At 28.4% G+C, this 19,553-nt stretch carries 19 protein-coding genes and 1 pseudogene; 5 read left to right on the top strand and 15 right to left on the bottom strand.

What is annotated here, in order from left to right; translation table 11 throughout:
- Positions 1 to 343: 343 nt before the first annotated feature.
- From ABNT65_RS07280 to ABNT65_RS07240, 9 genes and pseudogenes are all read right to left on the bottom strand, one after another.
- Positions 344 to 637 (bottom strand): hypothetical protein, encoded by a 294-nt coding sequence (locus tag ABNT65_RS07280; protein ID WP_348747559.1) that lies wholly within the window; start codon positions 635 to 637, stop codon positions 344 to 346.
- Between the two features lie 58 nt (positions 638 to 695).
- Positions 696 to 1,190, bottom strand: coding sequence for a DUF6985 domain-containing protein (locus tag ABNT65_RS07275; protein ID WP_348747558.1), 495 nt, complete (start codon positions 1,188 to 1,190; stop codon positions 696 to 698).
- A gap of 12 nt (positions 1,191 to 1,202) precedes the next feature.
- A pseudogene (locus ABNT65_RS07270) lies at positions 1,203 to 1,523 on the bottom strand (HNH endonuclease); the annotation flags it as partial.
- Positions 1,524 to 1,547: 24 nt separating this feature from the next.
- A complete protein-coding gene (locus ABNT65_RS07265) occupies positions 1,548 to 1,682 on the bottom strand; it encodes a hypothetical protein (protein ID WP_348747557.1) in 135 nt (44 codons plus the stop codon).
- A gap of 59 nt (positions 1,683 to 1,741) precedes the next feature.
- Positions 1,742 to 2,158, bottom strand: coding sequence for a hypothetical protein (locus ABNT65_RS07260; RefSeq protein ID WP_348747556.1), 417 nt, complete (start codon positions 2,156 to 2,158; stop codon positions 1,742 to 1,744).
- 167 nt (positions 2,159 to 2,325) lie between these two features.
- Positions 2,326 to 2,658 (bottom strand): hypothetical protein, encoded by a 333-nt coding sequence (locus tag ABNT65_RS07255; protein ID WP_348747555.1) that lies wholly within the window; start codon positions 2,656 to 2,658, stop codon positions 2,326 to 2,328.
- Positions 2,659 to 2,768: 110 nt separating this feature from the next.
- Complete coding sequence (locus ABNT65_RS07250; protein ID WP_348747554.1) at positions 2,769 to 2,939, bottom strand: hypothetical protein; 171 nt, start codon at positions 2,937 to 2,939, stop codon at positions 2,769 to 2,771.
- Between the two features lie 161 nt (positions 2,940 to 3,100).
- On the bottom strand, positions 3,101 to 5,023 hold the full coding sequence (locus ABNT65_RS07245) for an EndoU domain-containing protein (protein ID WP_348747553.1): 1,923 nt from the start codon (positions 5,021 to 5,023) through the stop codon (positions 3,101 to 3,103).
- 523 nt (positions 5,024 to 5,546) lie between these two features.
- Positions 5,547 to 5,726: a hypothetical protein gene (locus tag ABNT65_RS07240; protein WP_348702745.1), complete on the bottom strand. Its 180-nt coding sequence runs from the start codon at positions 5,724 to 5,726 to the stop codon at positions 5,547 to 5,549.
- A gap of 233 nt (positions 5,727 to 5,959) precedes the next feature.
- Between ABNT65_RS07240 and ABNT65_RS07235 the strand changes: the two genes are divergently transcribed.
- Positions 5,960 to 6,343 carry a helix-turn-helix domain-containing protein gene (locus tag ABNT65_RS07235; RefSeq protein WP_348747552.1) on the top strand — a complete coding sequence of 128 codons (384 nt, stop codon included), beginning with the start codon at positions 5,960 to 5,962 and terminating at the stop codon, positions 6,341 to 6,343.
- Here the strand turns inward: ABNT65_RS07235 and ABNT65_RS07230 are convergent.
- The 3 genes from ABNT65_RS07230 to ABNT65_RS07220 are packed head-to-tail and all read right to left on the bottom strand — an operon-like array spanning position 6,340 to position 7,367.
- Positions 6,340 to 6,522, bottom strand: coding sequence for a hypothetical protein (locus ABNT65_RS07230; protein ID WP_348707524.1), 183 nt, complete (start codon positions 6,520 to 6,522; stop codon positions 6,340 to 6,342). The genes ABNT65_RS07235 and ABNT65_RS07230 overlap by 4 nt on opposite strands.
- A 1-nt stretch (position 6,523) precedes the next feature.
- The gene (locus ABNT65_RS07225; RefSeq protein WP_348707522.1) at positions 6,524 to 7,198 is read right to left on the bottom strand and encodes a hypothetical protein; all 675 of its coding nucleotides are present in this window, start codon (positions 7,196 to 7,198) and stop codon (positions 6,524 to 6,526) included.
- Complete coding sequence (locus tag ABNT65_RS07220) at positions 7,185 to 7,367, bottom strand: hypothetical protein (RefSeq protein WP_348707520.1); 183 nt, start codon at positions 7,365 to 7,367, stop codon at positions 7,185 to 7,187. The genes ABNT65_RS07225 and ABNT65_RS07220 overlap by 14 nt, the downstream gene beginning before the upstream one ends.
- A 1,861-nt stretch (positions 7,368 to 9,228) precedes the next feature.
- Here ABNT65_RS07220 and ABNT65_RS07215 point away from each other — a divergent pair.
- The 3 genes from ABNT65_RS07215 to ABNT65_RS07205 all read left to right on the top strand — a co-directional run bounded on the left by ABNT65_RS07215 (position 9,229) and on the right by ABNT65_RS07205 (position 12,741).
- Positions 9,229 to 9,969: a DUF6261 family protein gene (locus tag ABNT65_RS07215; protein ID WP_348747551.1), complete on the top strand. Its 741-nt coding sequence runs from the start codon at positions 9,229 to 9,231 to the stop codon at positions 9,967 to 9,969.
- A gap of 633 nt (positions 9,970 to 10,602) precedes the next feature.
- The gene (locus ABNT65_RS07210) at positions 10,603 to 11,580 is read left to right on the top strand and encodes a carboxypeptidase-like regulatory domain-containing protein (protein WP_348747550.1); all 978 of its coding nucleotides are present in this window, start codon (positions 10,603 to 10,605) and stop codon (positions 11,578 to 11,580) included.
- A gap of 276 nt (positions 11,581 to 11,856) precedes the next feature.
- A complete protein-coding gene (locus ABNT65_RS07205; RefSeq protein ID WP_348747549.1) occupies positions 11,857 to 12,741 on the top strand; it encodes a carboxypeptidase-like regulatory domain-containing protein in 885 nt (294 codons plus the stop codon).
- A 3,079-nt stretch (positions 12,742 to 15,820) separates the two neighbouring features.
- Here the strand turns inward: ABNT65_RS07205 and ABNT65_RS07200 are convergent.
- Positions 15,821 to 16,462: an MIP/aquaporin family protein gene (locus ABNT65_RS07200; RefSeq protein WP_348747548.1), complete on the bottom strand. Its 642-nt coding sequence runs from the start codon at positions 16,460 to 16,462 to the stop codon at positions 15,821 to 15,823.
- 359 nt (positions 16,463 to 16,821) lie between these two features.
- Here ABNT65_RS07200 and ABNT65_RS07195 point away from each other — a divergent pair, with 359 nt between their 5' ends.
- Positions 16,822 to 17,025, top strand: a complete 204-nt coding sequence (locus tag ABNT65_RS07195; RefSeq protein WP_348747547.1) for a hypothetical protein — start codon at positions 16,822 to 16,824, stop codon at positions 17,023 to 17,025.
- Between the two features lie 99 nt (positions 17,026 to 17,124).
- Here ABNT65_RS07195 and galE read toward each other — a convergent pair whose 3' ends face one another.
- Both galE and ABNT65_RS07185 read right to left on the bottom strand, forming a co-directional pair.
- Positions 17,125 to 18,135, bottom strand: a complete 1,011-nt coding sequence (galE, locus tag ABNT65_RS07190) for a UDP-glucose 4-epimerase GalE (protein WP_348707512.1) — start codon at positions 18,133 to 18,135, stop codon at positions 17,125 to 17,127.
- A gap of 45 nt (positions 18,136 to 18,180) precedes the next feature.
- The gene (locus ABNT65_RS07185) at positions 18,181 to 19,308 is read right to left on the bottom strand and encodes a DegT/DnrJ/EryC1/StrS family aminotransferase (RefSeq protein WP_348747546.1); all 1,128 of its coding nucleotides are present in this window, start codon (positions 19,306 to 19,308) and stop codon (positions 18,181 to 18,183) included.
- Between the last annotated feature and the right edge of the window lie 245 nt (positions 19,309 to 19,553).

Raw genomic sequence — 19,553 nt, 5'->3', positions numbered from 1 at the left:
AGGGAAGTAATTACCTTAATAATTGAGGCTGAATTCATTTGAATTCAGCCTTTTTTATATTTATTAAATACTTTCTTATTTAAAGGAGTATAGAAAAAACTTATATAATAAAGAAGATATGTCTATAAACTTAAAAAACTGCCTTTTTTATAATAAGACAGTTTGTTTAATAGAAAATTAAATAATCTATATGTCTCCCCAGACATGTTGCTTACAAATATATTAAAGCAAAAAAATGATTGCGTATTGTTTTAATAGGAATAATTTATATTGGAATAAGTTAAAATATTATAGAATTACTTCTAAAAAAAATAATTAGGCATTAATAAAAAAGAACTTATTATTAGTCAATAATTATAGAGTCTTTATTTCCAAGTGAATTAAGTAGTACAAAATTTAACCACTTATAAGCTTCTTCCTCACTATTTTCATCTAGTACTTGATTAGCAGAATTATGAACCAAATCTAGAGGGTTATTTAATTCTTTATTTAGTATCAATCTAGCAACATCTTCCCAATAATTGCTGTAAGAAGAATTATTGTTTAAAGATTCTCTTAATTCTAAAATACCTTGAGAAAAATATTTATCTCTAAAAAACTCAGATAAAATACTTTTAAGTTTATTTTCAATTGTCATATAAAAAAACAAATATTAATATAAGGGTATGCGCTATCAATTATGAAACCATCAGGATTTAACTAATACTATTAAATTCACCATTTTGTACATTTAAAATAATATTATGTTCTTCTTCCCAAGGACATTCAAATTCAAGGTTGAAGTGTCTAAAATCTTTAAAGTAAAGATCAAAATGTATCAAAATTAGCTCTGATTTTTCAAAAGCCATTTCTGAGTTCTGAATTTTGAAATATGATTTATTAGCTTCTAAATCAGTGTCAAAATCAGTATAATTAATCATCCCATAATTACTATGTGTGATAGTATCATTATAATGCTTAAATAATTCATCTTTTATCCAATTATTATTTTTTTCGGATAAAGTTAAAATTTCATTAATTATCTCTGTCATTAAAGAAAATTCTAATGTAGAAGTATCTAAATTAGGTAAGTTAAAAGCTTCAATTTTAATACTTTTATTAAAATAAGGAACTAATAAATTCAAAGTAAAAGTAGATAAACCTGATACTTCTTTTAATGTTCCTTTTTGTGAGATTTCATCTTTTGTCATAATAATAAAAATTTAAAAAATTGGTCCATCAAATAAACCTTGTAATCCTTTACTAATAATTGTTGCACCTCCTGAATGGGCAAAACCTGTTCCACTTCTGACATTATGAATATCACTTGGAACAGGAAATAGTGTTTTTCCATCTTGATGATGGTGCCAAGTATGTTCAATACCATTAATCTTAACTTTACCATTGCTAAGTGTTTCTACATTATCAAATCTACCTCTAATAGCATTATTAGCTCTAGTAAAATCTCTCCCATTACCTACCAAATCATCTGCTCTAAAAACATGATTTGGGCTTGAGGCATGCGGTGTAAAATCAGGAAAACCATTTTTATCATGTCTTACACTAACTTACCTTCCATTGATTGTTTTCGTAGCTGTAAAATCAAATTGACCATTAAACTCAGCTGGCTTCTTCTGATTTCTAATTAAATCGTCTAACTTACTTAACTGCGCAGAAGGTAAATCATCTATTCTTTTAACCAAATTAATATCTGCGCCATTTTCAATAATTTTAACAGCATTTGGAAGATTGTCATATTTACTTAGTCATTAAAAACTTCTAATAAATATTTAGTTTTTTCTAATAGAGTTAATAAGTTGTCAATTTCAATTTTAAATGTATCTTCAAAATAAGGGGGTTTTAAAACGATACTGTTAGTTTTAACCTCATACAAAACTGAAATTGTAAAATTATGAGCGCCAGCAATGTGAGCATAAACTTTTTCTTTAATAATATTGAAACCTTCAAGCTCATTAACTATATAGTTTTCAATTTGCTCAAACGGCATCATCATTACTTCTTTAAAACTTTTTAACCTTATTATTTCAGAGTCAATATTATTTACATTTTGATTACTGAGGTATTCGTTTAAAAAAGTAAAATCTTTTTCTTTAGTTAGAAACCTTAAACCTTTTTCTTTGGTCCATGTTATTTCTTGAGAAATGTCTGTTATTTTCATTATAAATTAAAATTCAGGAAATATTGATTTAATGTTACCATTAGTGTCTTCAAACCACCTTATGGAAACACTATTAGTCTATTTTAATTAATAATCAATTCTTTTTGTTTAGTTTTAAAAAAGTATTAAAAAACCGAAGCTTCGAGAGCTTCAGTTTGATATATTTATTAGCTTCTTACTTTTTCTAAAATGGAAAGCCACTCCAATATTATTTTTTTAAAGTCTTCGGTGGGTAATTCAAAATTAGAATGCCCTATATCACTTCCTATTAATTTAGTAATTTCTTTCTCCACATAGGCTACACCTACAACATCAGCACCAATATCATTAAATTTTAATTTTTTAGTTATTACTAGATTTAGCTCAGGCAATAAATCTTCTTTTATGTCTTGTGTATTTTCCCAAAAAGATAAAAAATGTGTAAGTATTTGCTTGTCATTATCTTTTGAAGAGATTCGGTTATTGTTAACTTCTAGGTTATACTTTTTTAATATTTTCATAATTCTATTTTATTAAAGCTACTCCGATTTGAGGTGCATCATCTAATACACCTGTTACAACATCAGTTGAAATATTCAACAATTGGTTGTCTCTTAGTTTTACTGTAATTTTACTCTTTTAAGAAGTTTATCCATTGCAGTACAATTTCTTGAAAGTCTTTAGTTTTTAGGACTATACTATCATAGTCCATGTCACTATCCTCTATTCGAGTTAAATTGTTTTCTATGTAGGCTACTCCGACCATGTCAGCATCAATATCTTGTGATACTTCCTTTTCCATAAGGACTGATTCTATAGCAGGTAATAACGTATCTTCAATTTCATCAGGATATCTCCAAATATCTAAATATTGAGATAAAATTTCGCTTTGCTTATTTAGGAAAATAGCAGTTTTTCGATTATTTATATATTTAAAATCTATCGAATATTTATTTAATAATTTCATTCTAAAATGGGAAATACAGTTTTAATATTGTCTAATTCGTCTAAGAACATATTAAGCTTAGTACCGTCTGACATTACTCCTTCAAATTTGTTTCCAAGAATTAATTTCTTGTTTTGGAAAGCTATAGCTACTTCTGATTGTATCTTTTCAATACTCCAACTATCTGGGAAGAAAGTTGAAGTTTTTTCCTTAACCTTCCAGTTTGTACCTTGGGCATTTATAAAACCATCTATTTTAGCTTCAATTTTGGCTTTATAGTATCCTTTAGAATTAGGAATTGTCTTTGTTCCAGACTTAATCCTAACATCACCTTTTAAAAAAGCTTTATTAGAATGTACACCAGTAACTTTATATTTTATGCTTCCATCAGCTTTTATAATTTTAGATATATCTCCTTCAAATAAATGTTTATTTAATTTAGAGTTATTAATGATTTTGGTAAAAGCCTCTACATTATCCGCTCCTCTAGTAATTGTTTTTCCTCTTCGGTTTATCAGTTCTAGTACATCGTCTACAATTTTAGGTTTATACCCTTTTTTAAATACCTTGGAAAGTGGTTCTACAATATTAATTATTTTTTTTAAAATCTTGGCAAGTTTAATGCCTACTTTTCCAATTTTAGCAAGTATAGCAGGAGAGAAAGAAGCTATTCCAAAACCAAAAGCCAAAGCAGCTTGTCCTATATTTCCTTTTACTAAATGTTGCACACTTTCTACAAAATCATATCCAGGTACTAAACCTAAAGCTAATTCTCCAGCAATACTTTTAAAAACTTCGCCTATAACAGCCCACTCATCAGGACTTTTAGGCCAGTACTTCATTAAAAAGTTAAGATGAGGAAATATTTCAATAGCTTTTTTTATTTGTTGTTTAGCATGCTCAGAGTAATTGTTTTTTGCAGCATAAGCTTCTAGTTGACTCTTAAATGCAACACCTTCTAAACTTTTTAAAATATTAATTTGTTCTACATTCAACCCTAATTTTTGTTCAAAAGTTTGCGAAGAAATTAAAGGGATAAATTGAGGTGCGTTACAAGCCCCGCTACTATCGCAAATTATTTCACCATTGTGGGTGTATTGTTGTGGAGGATTGCCAGCGCTTCCTGTGCTACTGGTATTTCCTCCATTAGAAGGTAAAGCTACAGGTACAGGTGCATTACCATCAGGATCTATTGCACATTCAAGGCACGGAGGAGCTTCATAGTCTGGTGTTGCACCAGTTCCAGATGTATCACCACACCTTATTTCTATTAAACCAACAGGGCTTCCTTTACATTTAGGGCAATCTGAAGGTTTGTGCCCGTCAGCTTTTCCTCTACATTTACAAGGTAAAAAACCTATTCTATAACATTTTCTATCTTCACTAGCCTCTTTTGCACTAGAACTAGATGCTTTATCACCTCTATGTAACTGATTAATATTGACCAATTCTAAATCATTAGGTATTGTTTTGTATTCAATATGGTAAGGGAAATTAGGGTTCTTGGTTTCTGCTTTTATATAGTTAATAAGTAAGTATTGTAGTGTGCCATCATTCTTCTTTATAACCGCTAAATTTTGCAGTGCGTACTCTGTTGTACAGTTATTGTTTAGTGGAAAGGTGTATATCTGATGGTCTGCAGTAGTTACTCTTGATGCAGAAGTGGTAACTACTTCAATATCTGGAATGCTTTTGTTAGAAGTTTTTAAATTAGTGTCTCTAAAAGTAGTTTTGTCTTTAGGTATTCTAAGTTCTTTAGTTACTTCATGTTCAGAAATATCTACATTTTCCTCATAAGTAAAATCTTGTTTCTCTTCTTTTTTATGGAGTATTTGTTCTGAATCATTATCAGGTTGACAGTTGTACATTATTAGTGAGGAGCTTATTAGTAAAACTCCTAATAAAACTAGTCTTTTAAGCTTCTTTTTTGTGTTTTTCATTTGTTTGAATTTTTTAAGTAAATGGTTAGTTATTATTGTTTATAGAATTTTAAAAATGGAATGTGTTATTTAAATAAGCAGGAGCTCTTTCTTTTTTCATTAGATTAATACTTTAAGATTGATAATTTTTTAGGCAAAATTAAATAGCCCTTTTGTAAAAGGAGTACTTTTTTCCATTACAAAAAGTAATCGAAAAAGGTACTTTTTAGCCGTTTTCAGTCTTTTTTAACTGATTTGTGTTAAAGAAATGTTAATTAGTTAATAATACGATTCTAGATAAAGCTTCCATGTTTCTTAAGAATTCAATACCATAGGATAGCCTTTAATCGCAGGGCGATAGCCAAGTTTTATTTAAAAAACTTTGATCTGTCTGCGTTTTTCTGTAGTTTAGTCAACCAAAAGGCGTGCAACCGATATTGTGTACTAAACCAAACACAAAGCACACCTAATAGTTGACCTGTTGCAGGGAAAAAATGGCTAGTAAAAATTATAAGCACCCTTCTAAACTTATAAAAGCACTAACCTAATTAGGAAATACAAACAAGGGTACTGAACCTTGTTTTTGTATTTCACGGGCGTCACTCAACGTATCAATGATTTCCTTCTGCAAAACTACATTTTGTACATCATCACTATACACACTGGCATAGGCTTCTACAATAGCTAACAATCTGTAATGATTGTGAAGTATGGTTGTTTTCATAAAGTATGGGGATTGGTTGCTGATGGTTTGGGTAGTTGATAAACATTTTTTAGTTATTAATAAGGTTACTTTCTTTATTCTTTTACTGTAAACATGCTTGTACGGCTTATATACGCTAGTTGTACCTCTTAAAAGGTTATATTTACATATATTTGTTTGTATCACACTATAAAAATATAAATTTTATTATATAAAAACAAATAAAAAATAATATATATTATATTTTTTTAATTATGAATAAGGGACAGCGTTTAAAATATATTATAAAAGAGTCAGGTTTTACAAACAAAAGCTTTGCTGAAAATATTGAAGTAAGCGCTAATTATATTAGTATGTTAATAAAGGAAAGGCAGGATATTTCTGGTAATTTTCTTTTGAAGTTGAAGAGGTTAATTCCAACTGTAAACTTGGATTGGTTGGAGAGTGGAGAAGGAGAACCATTTATACAAGAAGATTTAAATAAGATTATAAAAAATAATTCTAGTATTGAGGTTGATAAAGTAGTTGATATTATAATTGATAATTATGATAAGTTTATTAACAATGAAAAATTTAAAATAATATTAGAAACTTACTCAAATAAAAAGTTAATGGAATATTTGAAAAACAAAAGTTAGAATTTCATTATCCCTCTTTTGTATTTTTGGTTTTCTGAAATCATCTTATCAATTTTTCGTTTTATTTGTTCAGGATCAGTCAAGCTATGAATTTTTAAAAGTTCATTTATAAGATCTTTTTCATGAATAAGGTCAGCTTTCTTCAGAATTGATAGTATTTCCTTTTTTCTTGCATCCATTTTATATTCTTTTAGAAATTTTTTCTAATAAATTCCATTTATCGCTCTCTTTCGTTTCCTTAGTGTTATTCAATACGAAACCTACTAAATCTCTTATGTTTTCTTTCAATGAAAAAATTAAATTTAGGTTTTTAGAAGCAACTATATAAACTGATATGGATAAAAATATAGTAAGTATAACAGCAGTAAATATATAAGTTATTTTAGGGTAATCAGGAAAAGGCTGAATGGTATAAATAATGTAGAAAATAGAAATAAATATTACAGGAATATGTAATAATTTAATGTCTTTAAAACCATTACGTTCTTTGCAAGAAATGATAAAACAACTAAAAGAGTAAATAAATAAACCAAATGCCCAGCCAAACTCTCCTAAGAAATGTTGAAAATTTTTAAAACCTAAGAAAGAGTCATTTTGTTTAACTTTTTTTAAAATAGCCCACTTTTCATCTGCTTTTTTTGCTTGTTTTTTATACTCTTTATATTCAGATGTATTTTTAGATATGTTTTTTAATCTTTCTAAAGCAATAGTTCTTTCTTCCCTGCTATTTAAATAACTTTCTTTAGCTTCTAAATATGCTTTGGATTTATTAGGAGGAATTTCATGTATAAAAAAGGCGGTAACTATTGCTACCGCAACAAAAATGTATCGACTATATATACTAATTTTCGCCATGGTCGATTTCGTCTTCTTCACCTCCGTTAGAGTTGGTTGCGTCTTCTTTGTCGATGAACTGGATTCTATGTTGTTCTTTAGTTTCAACTTCTTCTAATGTATTATCTGTACAACTGTTTAGTGATAACATACCTATTATAATACCTACTATTAATGTTACTTTTTTCATGTTTACATTGGTTTTTTTATTAATAACTAATGTAAATATACTATGAAATAACAGAGGGTTTTAGCGTTTTTTTGTATTGGTTGTTAGTTAGTTGTTGTGTTTTTGTAAGCTTCAAACATAAAGGGTTTTTGTGTGAATTGCAATACTCAGTTCCCCTGAAATTTATCTAAGGGTTTTCCCTTAATGTTAGTTGTTTTTTTGCCTTTGGCGGGTTTGGGGTATAGGGTTGAGGGAGGAAGTTGTTAGTGATTAATTTTTAATTAGTAGTATAACTTAAAACTTATCATTTAAAATAAAAAGATCACTTCTTTTCACTGCGTTACAATCGTGATGACATTGTTTCAAATTTCACTGTCATTCCGAACGAGGTTTACGAAGTGAAGGAATCTTTTAGTTAATAACCTGTATTAAGCTTTTAGAGTTTGGTTTTTATAGTTTTTAGTTGGTAGCGTTGAAATAACTAATAACTAAAAATTCAACATTCATAATTTAAAATTAACGTATGTTGCATGGTGATTCAGTACGATTAGCAGAAGTCAATACCGATTGCATGGCGGTTCTGTATGGTTAACAGAAGTCAATACAGATTGCATAATGGTTCTGTAAGGTCAACAGAAGTCAATACCGATTGCATGGCGGCTCTGTATGGTCAACAGAAGTCAATACCGATTGCATGGCGGTTCTGTAAGGTTAACAGAAGTCAATACCGATTGCATGGCGGTTCTGTAAGGTTAACAGAAGTCAATACCGATTGCATGGTGGTTCTGTAAGGTCAACAGAAGTCAATACCGGTTGCATGGCGGTTCAGTATGGTTAACAGAAGTCAATACCGGTTGCATGGCGGTTCTGTATGGTTAACAGAAGTCAATACAGATTGCATGATGGTTCTGTAAGGTCAACAGAAGTCAACACAGATTGCATGGCGGTTCTGTAAGGTCAACAGAAGTCAATACCGATTGCATGGTGGTTCTGTAAGGTCAACAGAAGTCAATACCGATTGCATGGCGGTTCTGTAAGGTTAACAGAAGTTAATACCGATTGCATGGCGGTTCTGTAAGGTTAACAGAAGTTAATACCGATTGCATGGTGGTTCTGTAAGGTCAACAGAAGTCAATACCGGTTGCATGGCGGTTCAGTATGGTTAACAGAAGTCAATACCGATTGCATGGCGGTTCTGTATGGTTAACAGAAGTCAATACAGATTACATGATGGTTCTGTAAGGTCAACAGAAGTCAATACCGATTGCATGGCGGTTCTGTAAGGTTAACAGAAGTCAATACCGATTGCATGATGGTTCTGTAAGTTTACAAACGTTATTTTTCAATGCAGGAAGTCTTTGTAAGTTTACAATTTGATGTTTTCTTGTGCAGGAAGCTTTTGCAAGTTTACAATTTGACTTTTCTGATTGCAGGAAGCTTTTGTAAGTCTACAATTTGATGTTTCCTTGTGCATAGCAATTTTGTAATTAATTATGAGTTTTTAGTTAAGAAGTTAAAGAAGTTAAAAGGAGTTAAGGAGTTAAGGAGTTAAGGAGTTAAGGAGTTAAGGAGTTAAGGAGTTAAGGAGTTAAAGAAGTTAAGGAGTTAAAGGAGTTATTAGATAGAAATAGGGAATATTCATTAAAGTGTGTCATTTATTATTTTGATTTTTAGTCAAGATAGTTTAATATTTACCTCACACCTCACACCTCACACCTCACACCTCACACTTCAGATCATAGGTTTTCTGAAATTTTTAGCATTTACTTAACAAGTAGTGTGTTATATTTTTTAATTTAAAAATGTACATTGCGTTAGCTATGGAATTACTTCCTGTAATTACATTCAGTAAAAATTGTAAAATCATAAAAATTAAAAGTCAATGACAAATCCTAATTTAATAAGGTATCGTAATGTAGAGTTTGTACAATACCTACGTCAAACCTTAGAAACTATTAACAAACAAGAAGTAGCAGAGCTACAGTTAACCGAGCCATTAAATACACTTACTACAGTATTTAATAAGTTGTTTGATGCTTTTCAGTTAGCACAAGGAAGTGCTATAACTAAAGAAATTCAAGCACTAGATGCCAGAAGAGATAAAGCCGTTACAGGAATAAGAACTTTAGCTGTTGCTTATGGTAGCCATTTTGAAGAAGCAATAACTACTCAGGCAAATTTAGTATTAGATGCTATAGATAGGTATGGGGCTAATATTGCGAGAAGAGCTTATAATGAGCAAACAGGAATTTTATATAGTATTGTAAAAGATATTGAAGGAGAAGCTAGTTTAACGCAAGCATTAACTGATTTAAGTTTAGAGGTATGGTTTGCAGAACTAAAAGCAGCAAATATTGAATTTGATACTAGGTATATTGAGCGTATTGAGGAAAGGGCAGATGTACCAGATATAAAGTTTTTAGAACTTAGAAAAGAAGCTACCGAAGCTTATAGTGTGCTTGTTGAGCATATAAAAGCACATAAAACATTAAGTGCTAATGTAGTTTATGGAGTGTTGTTAGATAGGCTAAGTGAATTTGCCAAGCAATACAATCAAGCAGTAGCTAATAGAACAGGGAGTAATACGGATACAAATACTGAACCTAGTTCAGAGGAAGAGTAATCTTATCTAATGAACTACTCAGTTGGGTGTTTAGCCGAAAACGTTTTAAAACTATTCGAAGTAAGGAATCGGGGAATTAAACTCCATGGCTATCGCCCATGCGATTAAATATACAGGAAGGTATATCAAATGCTCTTAAGAGTACTTAATCGATTTCATAGCGCAATTTTTCCCTCACAGTTTTTAATTGTGAGGGTTTTGTTTTTAATAAAAAGCATCTCCCTCCCTAGTGCCTGAATTCTTCCGCCATTTATACAAGAAAATTTTTCAGAAAAAAGTTTGTACAAGATTTTTCTAGGAAGTTGACTAAAGTAAAATCGCACTTAGAAACTCGATTAGAAGAGTGTTCATTAGTTGAAGGTATTACAAATACAGAATGAAGTTAAAGGACTAGAAGTTCAGTATGTATTATTAAAGGAGGAAATAGTTTGATTAACGAAAATTTAATTTTAAATAAGTCCTAAATCTTGATTTAGGACTTATTTAGAGGAGTAATCATTCACATATTTCTATTATTTTAAGTCTATTTGCTTTTAGTTAAAAACTTTAAAAAATTACTTACTGTTTATTTTGTAAATTTTATTAAAATTAACTTATTTTAAGATTAAACAGTGTATTAAATATTATTTATATATGAGATTATTATTATTACTATCATTTTTTTTATCTAAAAGTATTACTGCCCAATTAATTTCTTTTGAAGGAAAATTATTAGATAATGAAACAAACTTACCAGTGGCTTATGCTCATTTAAAATTTAAAAAAACAAATAAAGGGGTTCCAACTTCAGTTAATGGAGAGTTTTCATTGGTAATAGAAGAAAAAGAATTAAATTCAAAAATATTGATATCATGTTTGAATTATAAAGATACACTTGTAGATGCTAAGAGTTTACAGTCTAAAATTTTTTATTTAAAGCCAAAAACAGAAATTTTAGATGAGGTAATAGTTAAACAAAAAGAAACTAAAGAAATATATTTAGGCTCTATTAAAGGGAAAAAAAATGCCAATTATTTTAAGAGAGGAAAAAGAATTTTTGCCCAGCTCATAAAAGGTAATAGTAAGCTAAAAAAATATAATTATTTAAAAACTGTAACAATAACGTTTAAAGAAAATTATCATTGGCCATCTAAAGTAAGAATACGAGTTTTTGATAGAAATATAGCTAACGGAACTCCTGGAAATGATCTTATTTCTAAAAGTATAGTGATATATCTTAGAAGTAATCAAAAGAAATATCATTTAGATTTTTCTAAATATTATCTTGAAGTCCCAGAAAATGGTTTTTTTATAGGAATAGAAAAATTATTCCTACCTATTAATAATATGTTTGAGGCTCCAATAGAGCTATCAACTTATCCCATTTATAAGAAAAAGTTTAATAAAAATGATAGTTTAAAAAGAAATTTTAAACTTTTAAGTTTTCAAAAATACAGGGTTGATTCGGCTTATTATGCTCCTAGTATAGATTTGATGGAAAGAAAAAGAAAAAGAAAAGGTTATAATGATTTAGGAGAGTTATATGTCTTAAATTTTGAAAAATGGGAAATTTATAAAGAAAAAGAAGGAGCTGACTTTATAGTACCTATGGAAATAATTTTAACAGATTAGCATTTTATACTTTATATTAAAAGTGAAATGAATAATTAATCTTTTATTTATGTTGTTATAGAAGATTTGTCTAGTTTTAATTTAAGTGTTTTGTTAATTAGTTTTTAACTTAAACAAATAGAGTGTGTAAAAGTTTTGGTTTAGAGTTGGTCAATTTTTTTCTTAACTTTTTTTGATAAAATTTTAGGTTTAATTTAAAGGGTAACGAATTACTTTTGCGTACTCTTAATATGTTTTATATAGGGATATAAAGATGATGAATAAATATAAAAAAGTATGAACAATCAAATAAATAGTTTTTTAATTAAGGGCTTAGTTTTTATTATATGGGTTAGTAATTCTTTTTCACAAGAATTGTTTATTTCAGGAGTTATAATGGATAAAGAACAATTGACGATACCTTATGTGAATATAATTGCATTAAATAAAAATGAAGGAACATTTTCTGATGAAAAAGGAAACTTTAAATTATTAAGGAGTGATTTTAAAGATTCTGACATTATAGAGTTCTCTTGTTTAGGTTATAAAACAAAACAAATAACAGTTAAAGATTTAAAAAACGAGAAGATTAAGATTTACTTAGTAAAAGTTTTTGAGAAGTTAGATGAAGTTGTTCTTAAAGTCAAAAAAATGAAGACTTATACAAAAGGTAAAACTAGAACTAATACGAGTGATATGATTAGGTTTTCTAGTAGTTTTAAAAAATATATGTGGAATAAACCCGGGCATGAGATTGGAAGAAAGTTTTCTTTGGGAACTAAAAAGTCTAGTTATTTGAAAAAGTTTAATTTTTATATTAAAGAGAATACATTTAAAAACTCAATTCTAAAAATTAATATTTATAATGTTAAAGATAATAAACCTTATAAGTATATTAATAAATCAAATATTATTGTAACCTTAGATAATGAATTTGTTGGTTGGAAGACTGTAGATTTATCTAATCTAGATATAGTTGTTAAAGAAGATATTATAATAACAGTTGAATACTTAAAGTCCGTACCTAGTTGTTATAAACAGCCTGGTAATTGTGGTTTGTTTTTTCCTTATATATACCCAACATTTTTTACGGATCCTATGTACACAAAAAAAGGAATTAAAGAAGAATGGGAAATTAGAAAAGGAGAAACTATATCAATGACATTGACTTACAAAAAGTAATATTAACTTTACGTATTTAGACTAACTAAAAGGTATCATACCAATACTTTGTTCTAAAACTAAATATAAAGTATATCTAAAGGTTACTGTTTGAAGGAAAAGGGTAGGTTAAACTTATAAAAGTACTAGCCTAATTAGTAAATATAAAACAATGGGTGGATCTTATTTTTGTATTTAATGAATGTCATTCAATTTTTTGATTATTTCTTTTTTACAAAACTAATTACTATACAAATTTCTATCAAAGGTAATAAGATTGGATAGGTTTGCGTAAATCGCACTTAGAAACTCGATTAAAAGAGCGATCGTTAATTAAGGTGCTGCAAATTCAGAGTGAAGTAAATGGATTAGAAGCGCAGCATACCTTTTTATTGGAGGAAATAGTTAGATTAACATTAACGAAAGTTTAAATTTTACAATTAAACTACCTAGTGGGGTAGGAATTAAAAGCATAGAAAAAAATATTTTGCTAGGCGTTAAAAATAGATTTTTAGCTTTTTCCAAATTTACTTTAAAAGAGACTGTTTTAATAAATGGTCTCTTTATTTTTTTATATGAATATTAAGATGATATTAAAAATGGGTAAAAATAAAACTCAAAAAAGATATTTTAAATATTGAAGATTGGAGGTTAATTAGTTTAATACTATCTTATGAGATAGTATAAATACAGTAATTGTAACTTAATTTTGTAATGTATTTTTAATACAAGTAGGTTTACAATAGGTTTAAAAGAGTTATTTATGAATTAAATATCTTAATGAATCTAAAGAGGCTATGTTTTAATTTAGTAGCCTCTTTTTTAGAAAAAACTTTCTAAAAGAACCTATCGTTTTGTTTGGTTAATTGGGTTTTAAAAAGTTGTCATTATATACAAAATGACAGCTTTTTACATTTTAAGATTTTTATTGGGATTATTGATTTAAGTATGCATCGTATTTTTTAGAGTTTTAAACATAGAGCATATCAGTTATACTACTTTTCAAAAGTAGACTTAGTTTTTTAGATAACTATCCAATAGGGTAGTTAACATAATTATTACAACGCATTATTTTTGTTAAACCTTAGATAAGGTGTAAATTTTTCGTTTTTCCCCAATTCACCTTTAAAAGAGGCTACTTATTTAATAGTAGTCTCTTTGTTTAATAGTTCTTAAATAGAGCATACCTAACTTTTTTTAATGAACTGTTTTTCTGTAAATATTTCTGAAGTTTTTAGGTGGAAATTTGTAAATATACTTTATCAATAACATAGTTTTTTACTATAAGCTTCCCTTTTCAAGTTTACTTTTATATTTATTAAGGTTAAGGTACGCATGTGAGCGTAAAAACTATCTAGGATGATAGTGAGTAGAGAAAAGGGATGTGCTAATTTTGTGTTGAATAGGATAAGGTTTGGTTAAAAGAGGCATTTATAAAATTAAATTTCTCAATTAACTTAAGGAGGTTACTATAGTATTTGATAGCCTCTTTTTATTATTTGTTGTGTTTTGTTCTTAAGTTTAATAATTAAAAAGTTGTTATTATTTATGGGGACTATCAAAAGGTATAACACCCTAAGGGTTGTATTAAAATAAAAATTACATTCTAATGAATTTATTTGAGTAAATAGTTAGATTAATATTAACGAAAGTTTAAATTTTACAATTAAACTACCCAGTGGGGTAGGAATTATAAGCATAGAAAAAAATATTTTTGCTAAGCGTTAAAAATATATTTTTTAGCTTTTTCCAAATTTACTTTAAAAGAGACTGTTTTAATAAATAGTCTCTTTATTTTTTATATAAATATTAAGATGAGATTAAAAAAAGGTAAGGATATAACTTAAAAAAGATATTTTAAATATTGAAGATTGGATGTTAATTAGCTTAATACTACCTTATGAGATAGCATAAAAACAGTAATTGTAACTTAATTTTGTAATGTATTTTTAATACAAGTAGGTTTACAATAGGTTTAAAAGAGTTATTTATGAATTAAATACCTTAATGAATCTAAAGAGGCTACGCTTTAATTTAGTAGCCTCTTTTTTAGAAAAAACTTTTCTAAAAGAACCTATCGTTTTGTTTGGTTAATTGGGTTTTAAAAAGCTGTCATTGGATGAACAATGACAGCTTTTTACATTTTAAGATTTTTATTGAGATTATTGATTTAAGCGTGCAACGTATTTTTTAGAATTTTAAACATAGAGTATATTGATAATAAAACTTCTCAAAAGTAGACTTAGCTTTTTAGATAACTATCCAGTAGGGTAGTTAATATAAGTGTTACACCGTATTATTTTTGTTAAACCTTAAATAAGGTGTAAATTTTCGTTTTTCCCCAATTCACTTTTAAAAGAGGCTACTTATTTAATAGTAGTCTCTTTGTTTAATAGTTCTTAAATAGAGTATCCCTAACTTCTTTTAATGAGTTGTTTTTCTGTAAATATCACTGAAGTTTTTAGATGAAAAATTTTTAAATAGACTTTATTAATAACATAGTTTTTTACTATAAAGCTATCTTTTCAAGTGTACATTTATATTTATTAAGGTTAAGGTAAGCATGTGAACGTAAAAACTATCTAGGAGGATAGTGAGTAGAGAAAAGGGATGTGCTAATTTTGTGTAGAATAGGATAAGGTTTGGTTAAAAGAGGCATTTATAAAATTAAATTTCTCAATTAACTTAAGGAGGTTACTATAGTATGTAGTAGCCTCTTTTATTATTTATTGTGTTTTTAAGTTTAATAGTTAAAAAGTTGTTATTATTTATGGGTACTGCCAAAAGGTATATTGATTCATGGATTGTGTGTCAAAATTAAACTTATAGTCTTATGAATTTATTTGAGGTAGTTCACTAGATAATAGTTTTTTATATTTTAAGTCTTTTACAAGAATAATTCACGTATAAGATACTTCTTAATCACGGTTGTGTTTTTTAATTAGAACTACCTGATAGAGTAGTAAATGTAGGGGGACAACATATTATTTTTGCCTAACCTTGATAGGTAGAAATTTTTCGTTTTTCCCCAATTTTATTTTAAAAGAGCCTACCTGTTAAATGGTAGGCTTTTTATTTAGCTAGTTTTGAATAAGAAGCTTTATGTTGTTTTATGAATTGATTTCCAGCTAAATATCCCCATAATAGCTCCTAAAGTAGGAGCTGTTATATATATCCATAAAGCTGAGTAGTTTCTAGAGACAATTGCAGGAGCGATACTTCTTGCAGGATTGAAAGAGCCTCCCGAAATAGGACCAGCTAGTAAAATAATTCCAATAATAACAGTACCAATAATTAATCCACTATTGGTAGTAAGTTCTTTTTTAGTACTTACAGCTAAAATGGTAAGCATGAGCAAAAATGTTAATAAACATTCCATAATAAAGGCTTGATAAAGGTTTTCAACTGGTATCGTATTACCTAATGTTGAGGTTTTAGGAAATAAAATTTGAAGTGAAAGACTAGCCGAAATAGCTCCAAACATCTGAGATAAAATATAAAAAAAAGCTTCTTTTTTAGAAGTTAACTTCCCCAGTGCTAAAGCAATTGTTACGGACGGATTTATATGAGTGCCTGAAATATTTCCAAAAATATAAATCATAGCACACACTGTAATACCAAAGGTAAAGGCAATTCCTAGTAAACCTAAACTGTTATTACTATATTGATTAACAATAATGGCACCCGTGCCGCAAAAAATTAATAGAAAAGTCCCTATAAATTCTGCAATATATTTTTTCATATAAAAAAGTAATTGATTTTAAATGGTTAAGTTTTTTTAGTGAGGTATAGTTGTTTTACGTGTTTTTGCTATTTATTTCTATCCCCGTTTTTATTAGTATATGATTACATAAATTTTGAGCAAAATTATTGGGTTATGTTTTTTTGAGGTAATTAAAAAGGATCAAAAATTTGTGTAAAAAGGTCAAAAATGATTAAAAGAATTTTTGTACAATAAGGAATAAGAAGTTTTTTTAAAAAGCATAGAGGAAAAAGAGTCAGCATTGTATTAATAAAAGATTAAACAATACCATTTAAATATTAAGCAATGCAAAAAACTAAAAATACGTTACCTACTTTTAATAACTCTATTTATAAGTTTTGTACTTTTTCTTAAATAATAGAAATAAAAAGTATTTAGAAGAAACAGGTTGCATGATTAACTTAGGATTGGGATATAAGCTTAAAAATGGGTTAAACTTTGGAGCACGTTATAATTTAGGGTTAACAAACATTTCAAATGCTAATGATAATATTGAATTTAATCATAGAGTTTTACAAGTTTCAATTGGATATAATTTTTAGGTAATGAAACATTAGTTTTTAGTATATAGTTTAAATAGTAAAAAGCTGTCATTTGAAGAACAATGACAGCTTTTTAATTTGTGGTATTTGAATGATTTATCAACTATTTTTTTGTTGCCATTTCCAAGCAGAAAGAAGTGCTTCGTTTAATGACTTTTCTGTTTTCCAGTTAAGTTCTTTATTAGCAATAGTAGTATCGGCATACGCAGCAGTGATATCTCCTGCACGTCTGCCAACTATTTTATAATTTAATTTTTGATGGGTAACTTGCTCAAAAGAATTCACTATTTCTAATACTGAACTTCCTTTTCCTGTTCCTACATTAAAATATTCAAAGTTGTTATGATTTTTCTTGTTTAATAAACGTTTTAAGGCTGCAATATGAGCTTTAGCTAAATCAACAACATGTATATAATCTCTAATAGCTGTACCATCTGGAGTATTATAATCGTCTCCAAAAACAGAAAGTTGTTCTCTTATTCCAGCGGCGGTTTGTGTTACATAAGGAATTAAATTTTGCGGAATTCCTAAAGGTAATTCTCCAATTTTAATACTATCATGTGCACCTATTGGATTAAAGTAGCGTAAAGCAATCGAGTTTAAATTATGGGCATTACAGGCTTCTTTTATAATTTCTTCACCTATTTGTTTGGTGTTTCCGTAAGGAGACTCAGCTGGTTTTATTGGCGCATTTTCAGTGATTGGTAACTCATCTGCTTGCCCATAAACGGTACATGAAGAACTAAAAATAAAATTATCAATATTTCTATCACGCATTTCTTGTAATAAATAAACTAAGCTACCAATGTTATTTTCATAATACTCTAAAGGTTTTTCAACACTTTCTCCTACCGCTTTAAAGGCAGCAAAATGGATAATTCCATCAATTTTATTCGTATCAAAAAAGTTTTTGACATCTGATTTAATTCGCAAGTCTATTTGATGAAAATCAGGTTTTTGGTTTGTGATTTGTGTAATGTTATCTAGAACATCAATTTTTGAGTTTGATAAATCATCAATAATAACTACTTCAAAACCTTCGTTTTGTAGTTCCACTACGGTATGTGAACCAATAAAACCTAATCCGCCAGTAACAAGAATTTTTTTCATATTTAGCTTATTATTATATAGTGCCAATATACTTTAAAAAAGTAGTTAGCTTAAAAAATCCCTAACAGTTTTAATTATAAAGTTTAATTGCTCTTCGTCTAGTTCTGTATGCATAGGTAAGGATATTACCTCATTTATTAATTGGTTAGTTATTTTGAAATCATTTTCATTATAACGTTCATCTTTATAAGCTTCTTGTGCATGTAAAGGAACAGGATAATAAATAGCATTAGGAATGTTATTATCTAATAAATGCTGGTGTAATTCATCACGTTTACCATTGGTAATTCTTATAGTATACTGGTGAAAAACGTGTGTTGTAAAATTACTGATAGTTGGTGTAATTATATTTGGATTACTACTAAAAGCTTCAGAATAATATGTAGCAGCTTTTCTTCTAGCCTCACAATAACCATCTAGTAATGGTAATTTAGTTTTTAAAACAGCTGCTTGAATGCTATCTAATCTCGAATTTACTCCAATAACATCATGATAATAACGTTTGTACATTCCATGATTAACCATGCCTCTTAGGGTATGAGCTAATTCATCATTATTGGTAAAAATAGCGCCACCATCACCATAACACCCCAGGTTTTTAGAGGGGAAAAAAGAAGTTGTTCCTACAGTTCCCATAGTTCCTGCTTTTTTTACAGTTCCGTTAGAAAAAGTATAGTCAGCACCAATGGCTTGAGCATTGTCTTCAATCACAAATAAATTATGTTCTTTAGCAACGGCTAAAATAGCTTCCATGTTGGCACATTGTCCAAATAAGTGAACTGGAACTATTGCTTTTGTTTTTGGGGTAATGGCCTTTTTCAAAGCATCAATATCCATATTAAACGTATCTGCTTCAACATCTACTAAAACAGGTGTTAATTTAAGTAATCCGATAACTTCAACGGTTGCGGCAAAAGTGAAATCTACTGTAATAACTTCATCACCAGGTTGCAAATTTAAGCCCATCATGGCAATTTGTAATGCATCAGTACCATTTGCACAAGGAATTACATGCTTTACATTTAAGTATTCTTCTAAATCTGCCTGAAATTGTTTTACATACGGACCGTTAATATAGGCTGAAGAGTTTAATACTTCTTGGATTGAAGTATCAACAGTATCTTTTATTTGTTGATATTGACTTTGTAAGTCAACCATATGAATTTTTCTCATCGTACTCGTTTTAACGTTCCAAAAATACGACTATAATTTGTTATAGTCTAGTTGAATTTTTATTGATTGTAACTTACGCTCATATGATTGTTGGTTATCATTGAAGATTGATTTTTCTTATATTTAACAAGAATTCTTCTTCGATCAATAAATAGTACGTTTTGGTTAATTACATTTTTAATTAATTGACTAGGAGCGAAGCATTATTACAGGAAAAAGATTATTCTTAAAATTAACTACTAAAC

The sequence above is a fragment of the Tenacibaculum sp. 190524A02b genome, assembly GCF_964036645.1.
Taxonomy (GTDB): Bacteria; Bacteroidota; Bacteroidia; order Flavobacteriales; family Flavobacteriaceae; genus Polaribacter; species Polaribacter vairaonense.
Note: the sequence above shows the minus strand (reverse complement) of the source record. Positions and strands in the feature narration are given on the sequence as shown.

Excerpts from the sequence above, each read along its gene's own strand:
- ABNT65_RS07280 (WP_348747559.1), bottom strand. The coding sequence starts at position 637 with ATGACAATTGAAAATAAACTTAAAAGTATTTTATCTGAGTTTTTTAGA.
- ABNT65_RS07275 (WP_348747558.1), bottom strand. The coding sequence starts at position 1,190 with ATGACAAAAGATGAAATCTCACAAAAAGGAACATTAAAAGAAGTATCA.
- ABNT65_RS07260 (WP_348747556.1), bottom strand. The coding sequence starts at position 2,158 with ATGAAAATAACAGACATTTCTCAAGAAATAACATGGACCAAAGAAAAA.
- ABNT65_RS07255 (WP_348747555.1), bottom strand. The coding sequence starts at position 2,658 with ATGAAAATATTAAAAAAGTATAACCTAGAAGTTAACAATAACCGAATC.
- ABNT65_RS07250 (WP_348747554.1), bottom strand. The coding sequence starts at position 2,939 with ATGGAAAAGGAAGTATCACAAGATATTGATGCTGACATGGTCGGAGTA.
- ABNT65_RS07245 (WP_348747553.1), bottom strand. The coding sequence starts at position 5,023 with ATGAAAAACACAAAAAAGAAGCTTAAAAGACTAGTTTTATTAGGAGTT.
- ABNT65_RS07240 (WP_348702745.1), bottom strand. The coding sequence starts at position 5,726 with ATGAAAACAACCATACTTCACAATCATTACAGATTGTTAGCTATTGTA.
- ABNT65_RS07235 (WP_348747552.1), top strand. The coding sequence starts at position 5,960 with ATGAATAAGGGACAGCGTTTAAAATATATTATAAAAGAGTCAGGTTTT.
- ABNT65_RS07230 (WP_348707524.1), bottom strand. The coding sequence starts at position 6,522 with ATGGATGCAAGAAAAAAGGAAATACTATCAATTCTGAAGAAAGCTGAC.
- ABNT65_RS07225 (WP_348707522.1), bottom strand. The coding sequence starts at position 7,198 with ATGGCGAAAATTAGTATATATAGTCGATACATTTTTGTTGCGGTAGCA.
- ABNT65_RS07220 (WP_348707520.1), bottom strand. The coding sequence starts at position 7,367 with ATGAAAAAAGTAACATTAATAGTAGGTATTATAATAGGTATGTTATCA.
- ABNT65_RS07215 (WP_348747551.1), top strand. The coding sequence starts at position 9,229 with ATGACAAATCCTAATTTAATAAGGTATCGTAATGTAGAGTTTGTACAA.
- ABNT65_RS07210 (WP_348747550.1), top strand. The coding sequence starts at position 10,603 with ATGAGATTATTATTATTACTATCATTTTTTTTATCTAAAAGTATTACT.
- ABNT65_RS07205 (WP_348747549.1), top strand. The coding sequence starts at position 11,857 with ATGAACAATCAAATAAATAGTTTTTTAATTAAGGGCTTAGTTTTTATT.
- ABNT65_RS07200 (WP_348747548.1), bottom strand. The coding sequence starts at position 16,462 with ATGAAAAAATATATTGCAGAATTTATAGGGACTTTTCTATTAATTTTT.
- galE (WP_348707512.1), bottom strand. The coding sequence starts at position 18,135 with ATGAAAAAAATTCTTGTTACTGGCGGATTAGGTTTTATTGGTTCACAT.
- ABNT65_RS07185 (WP_348747546.1), bottom strand. The coding sequence starts at position 19,308 with ATGAGAAAAATTCATATGGTTGACTTACAAAGTCAATATCAACAAATA.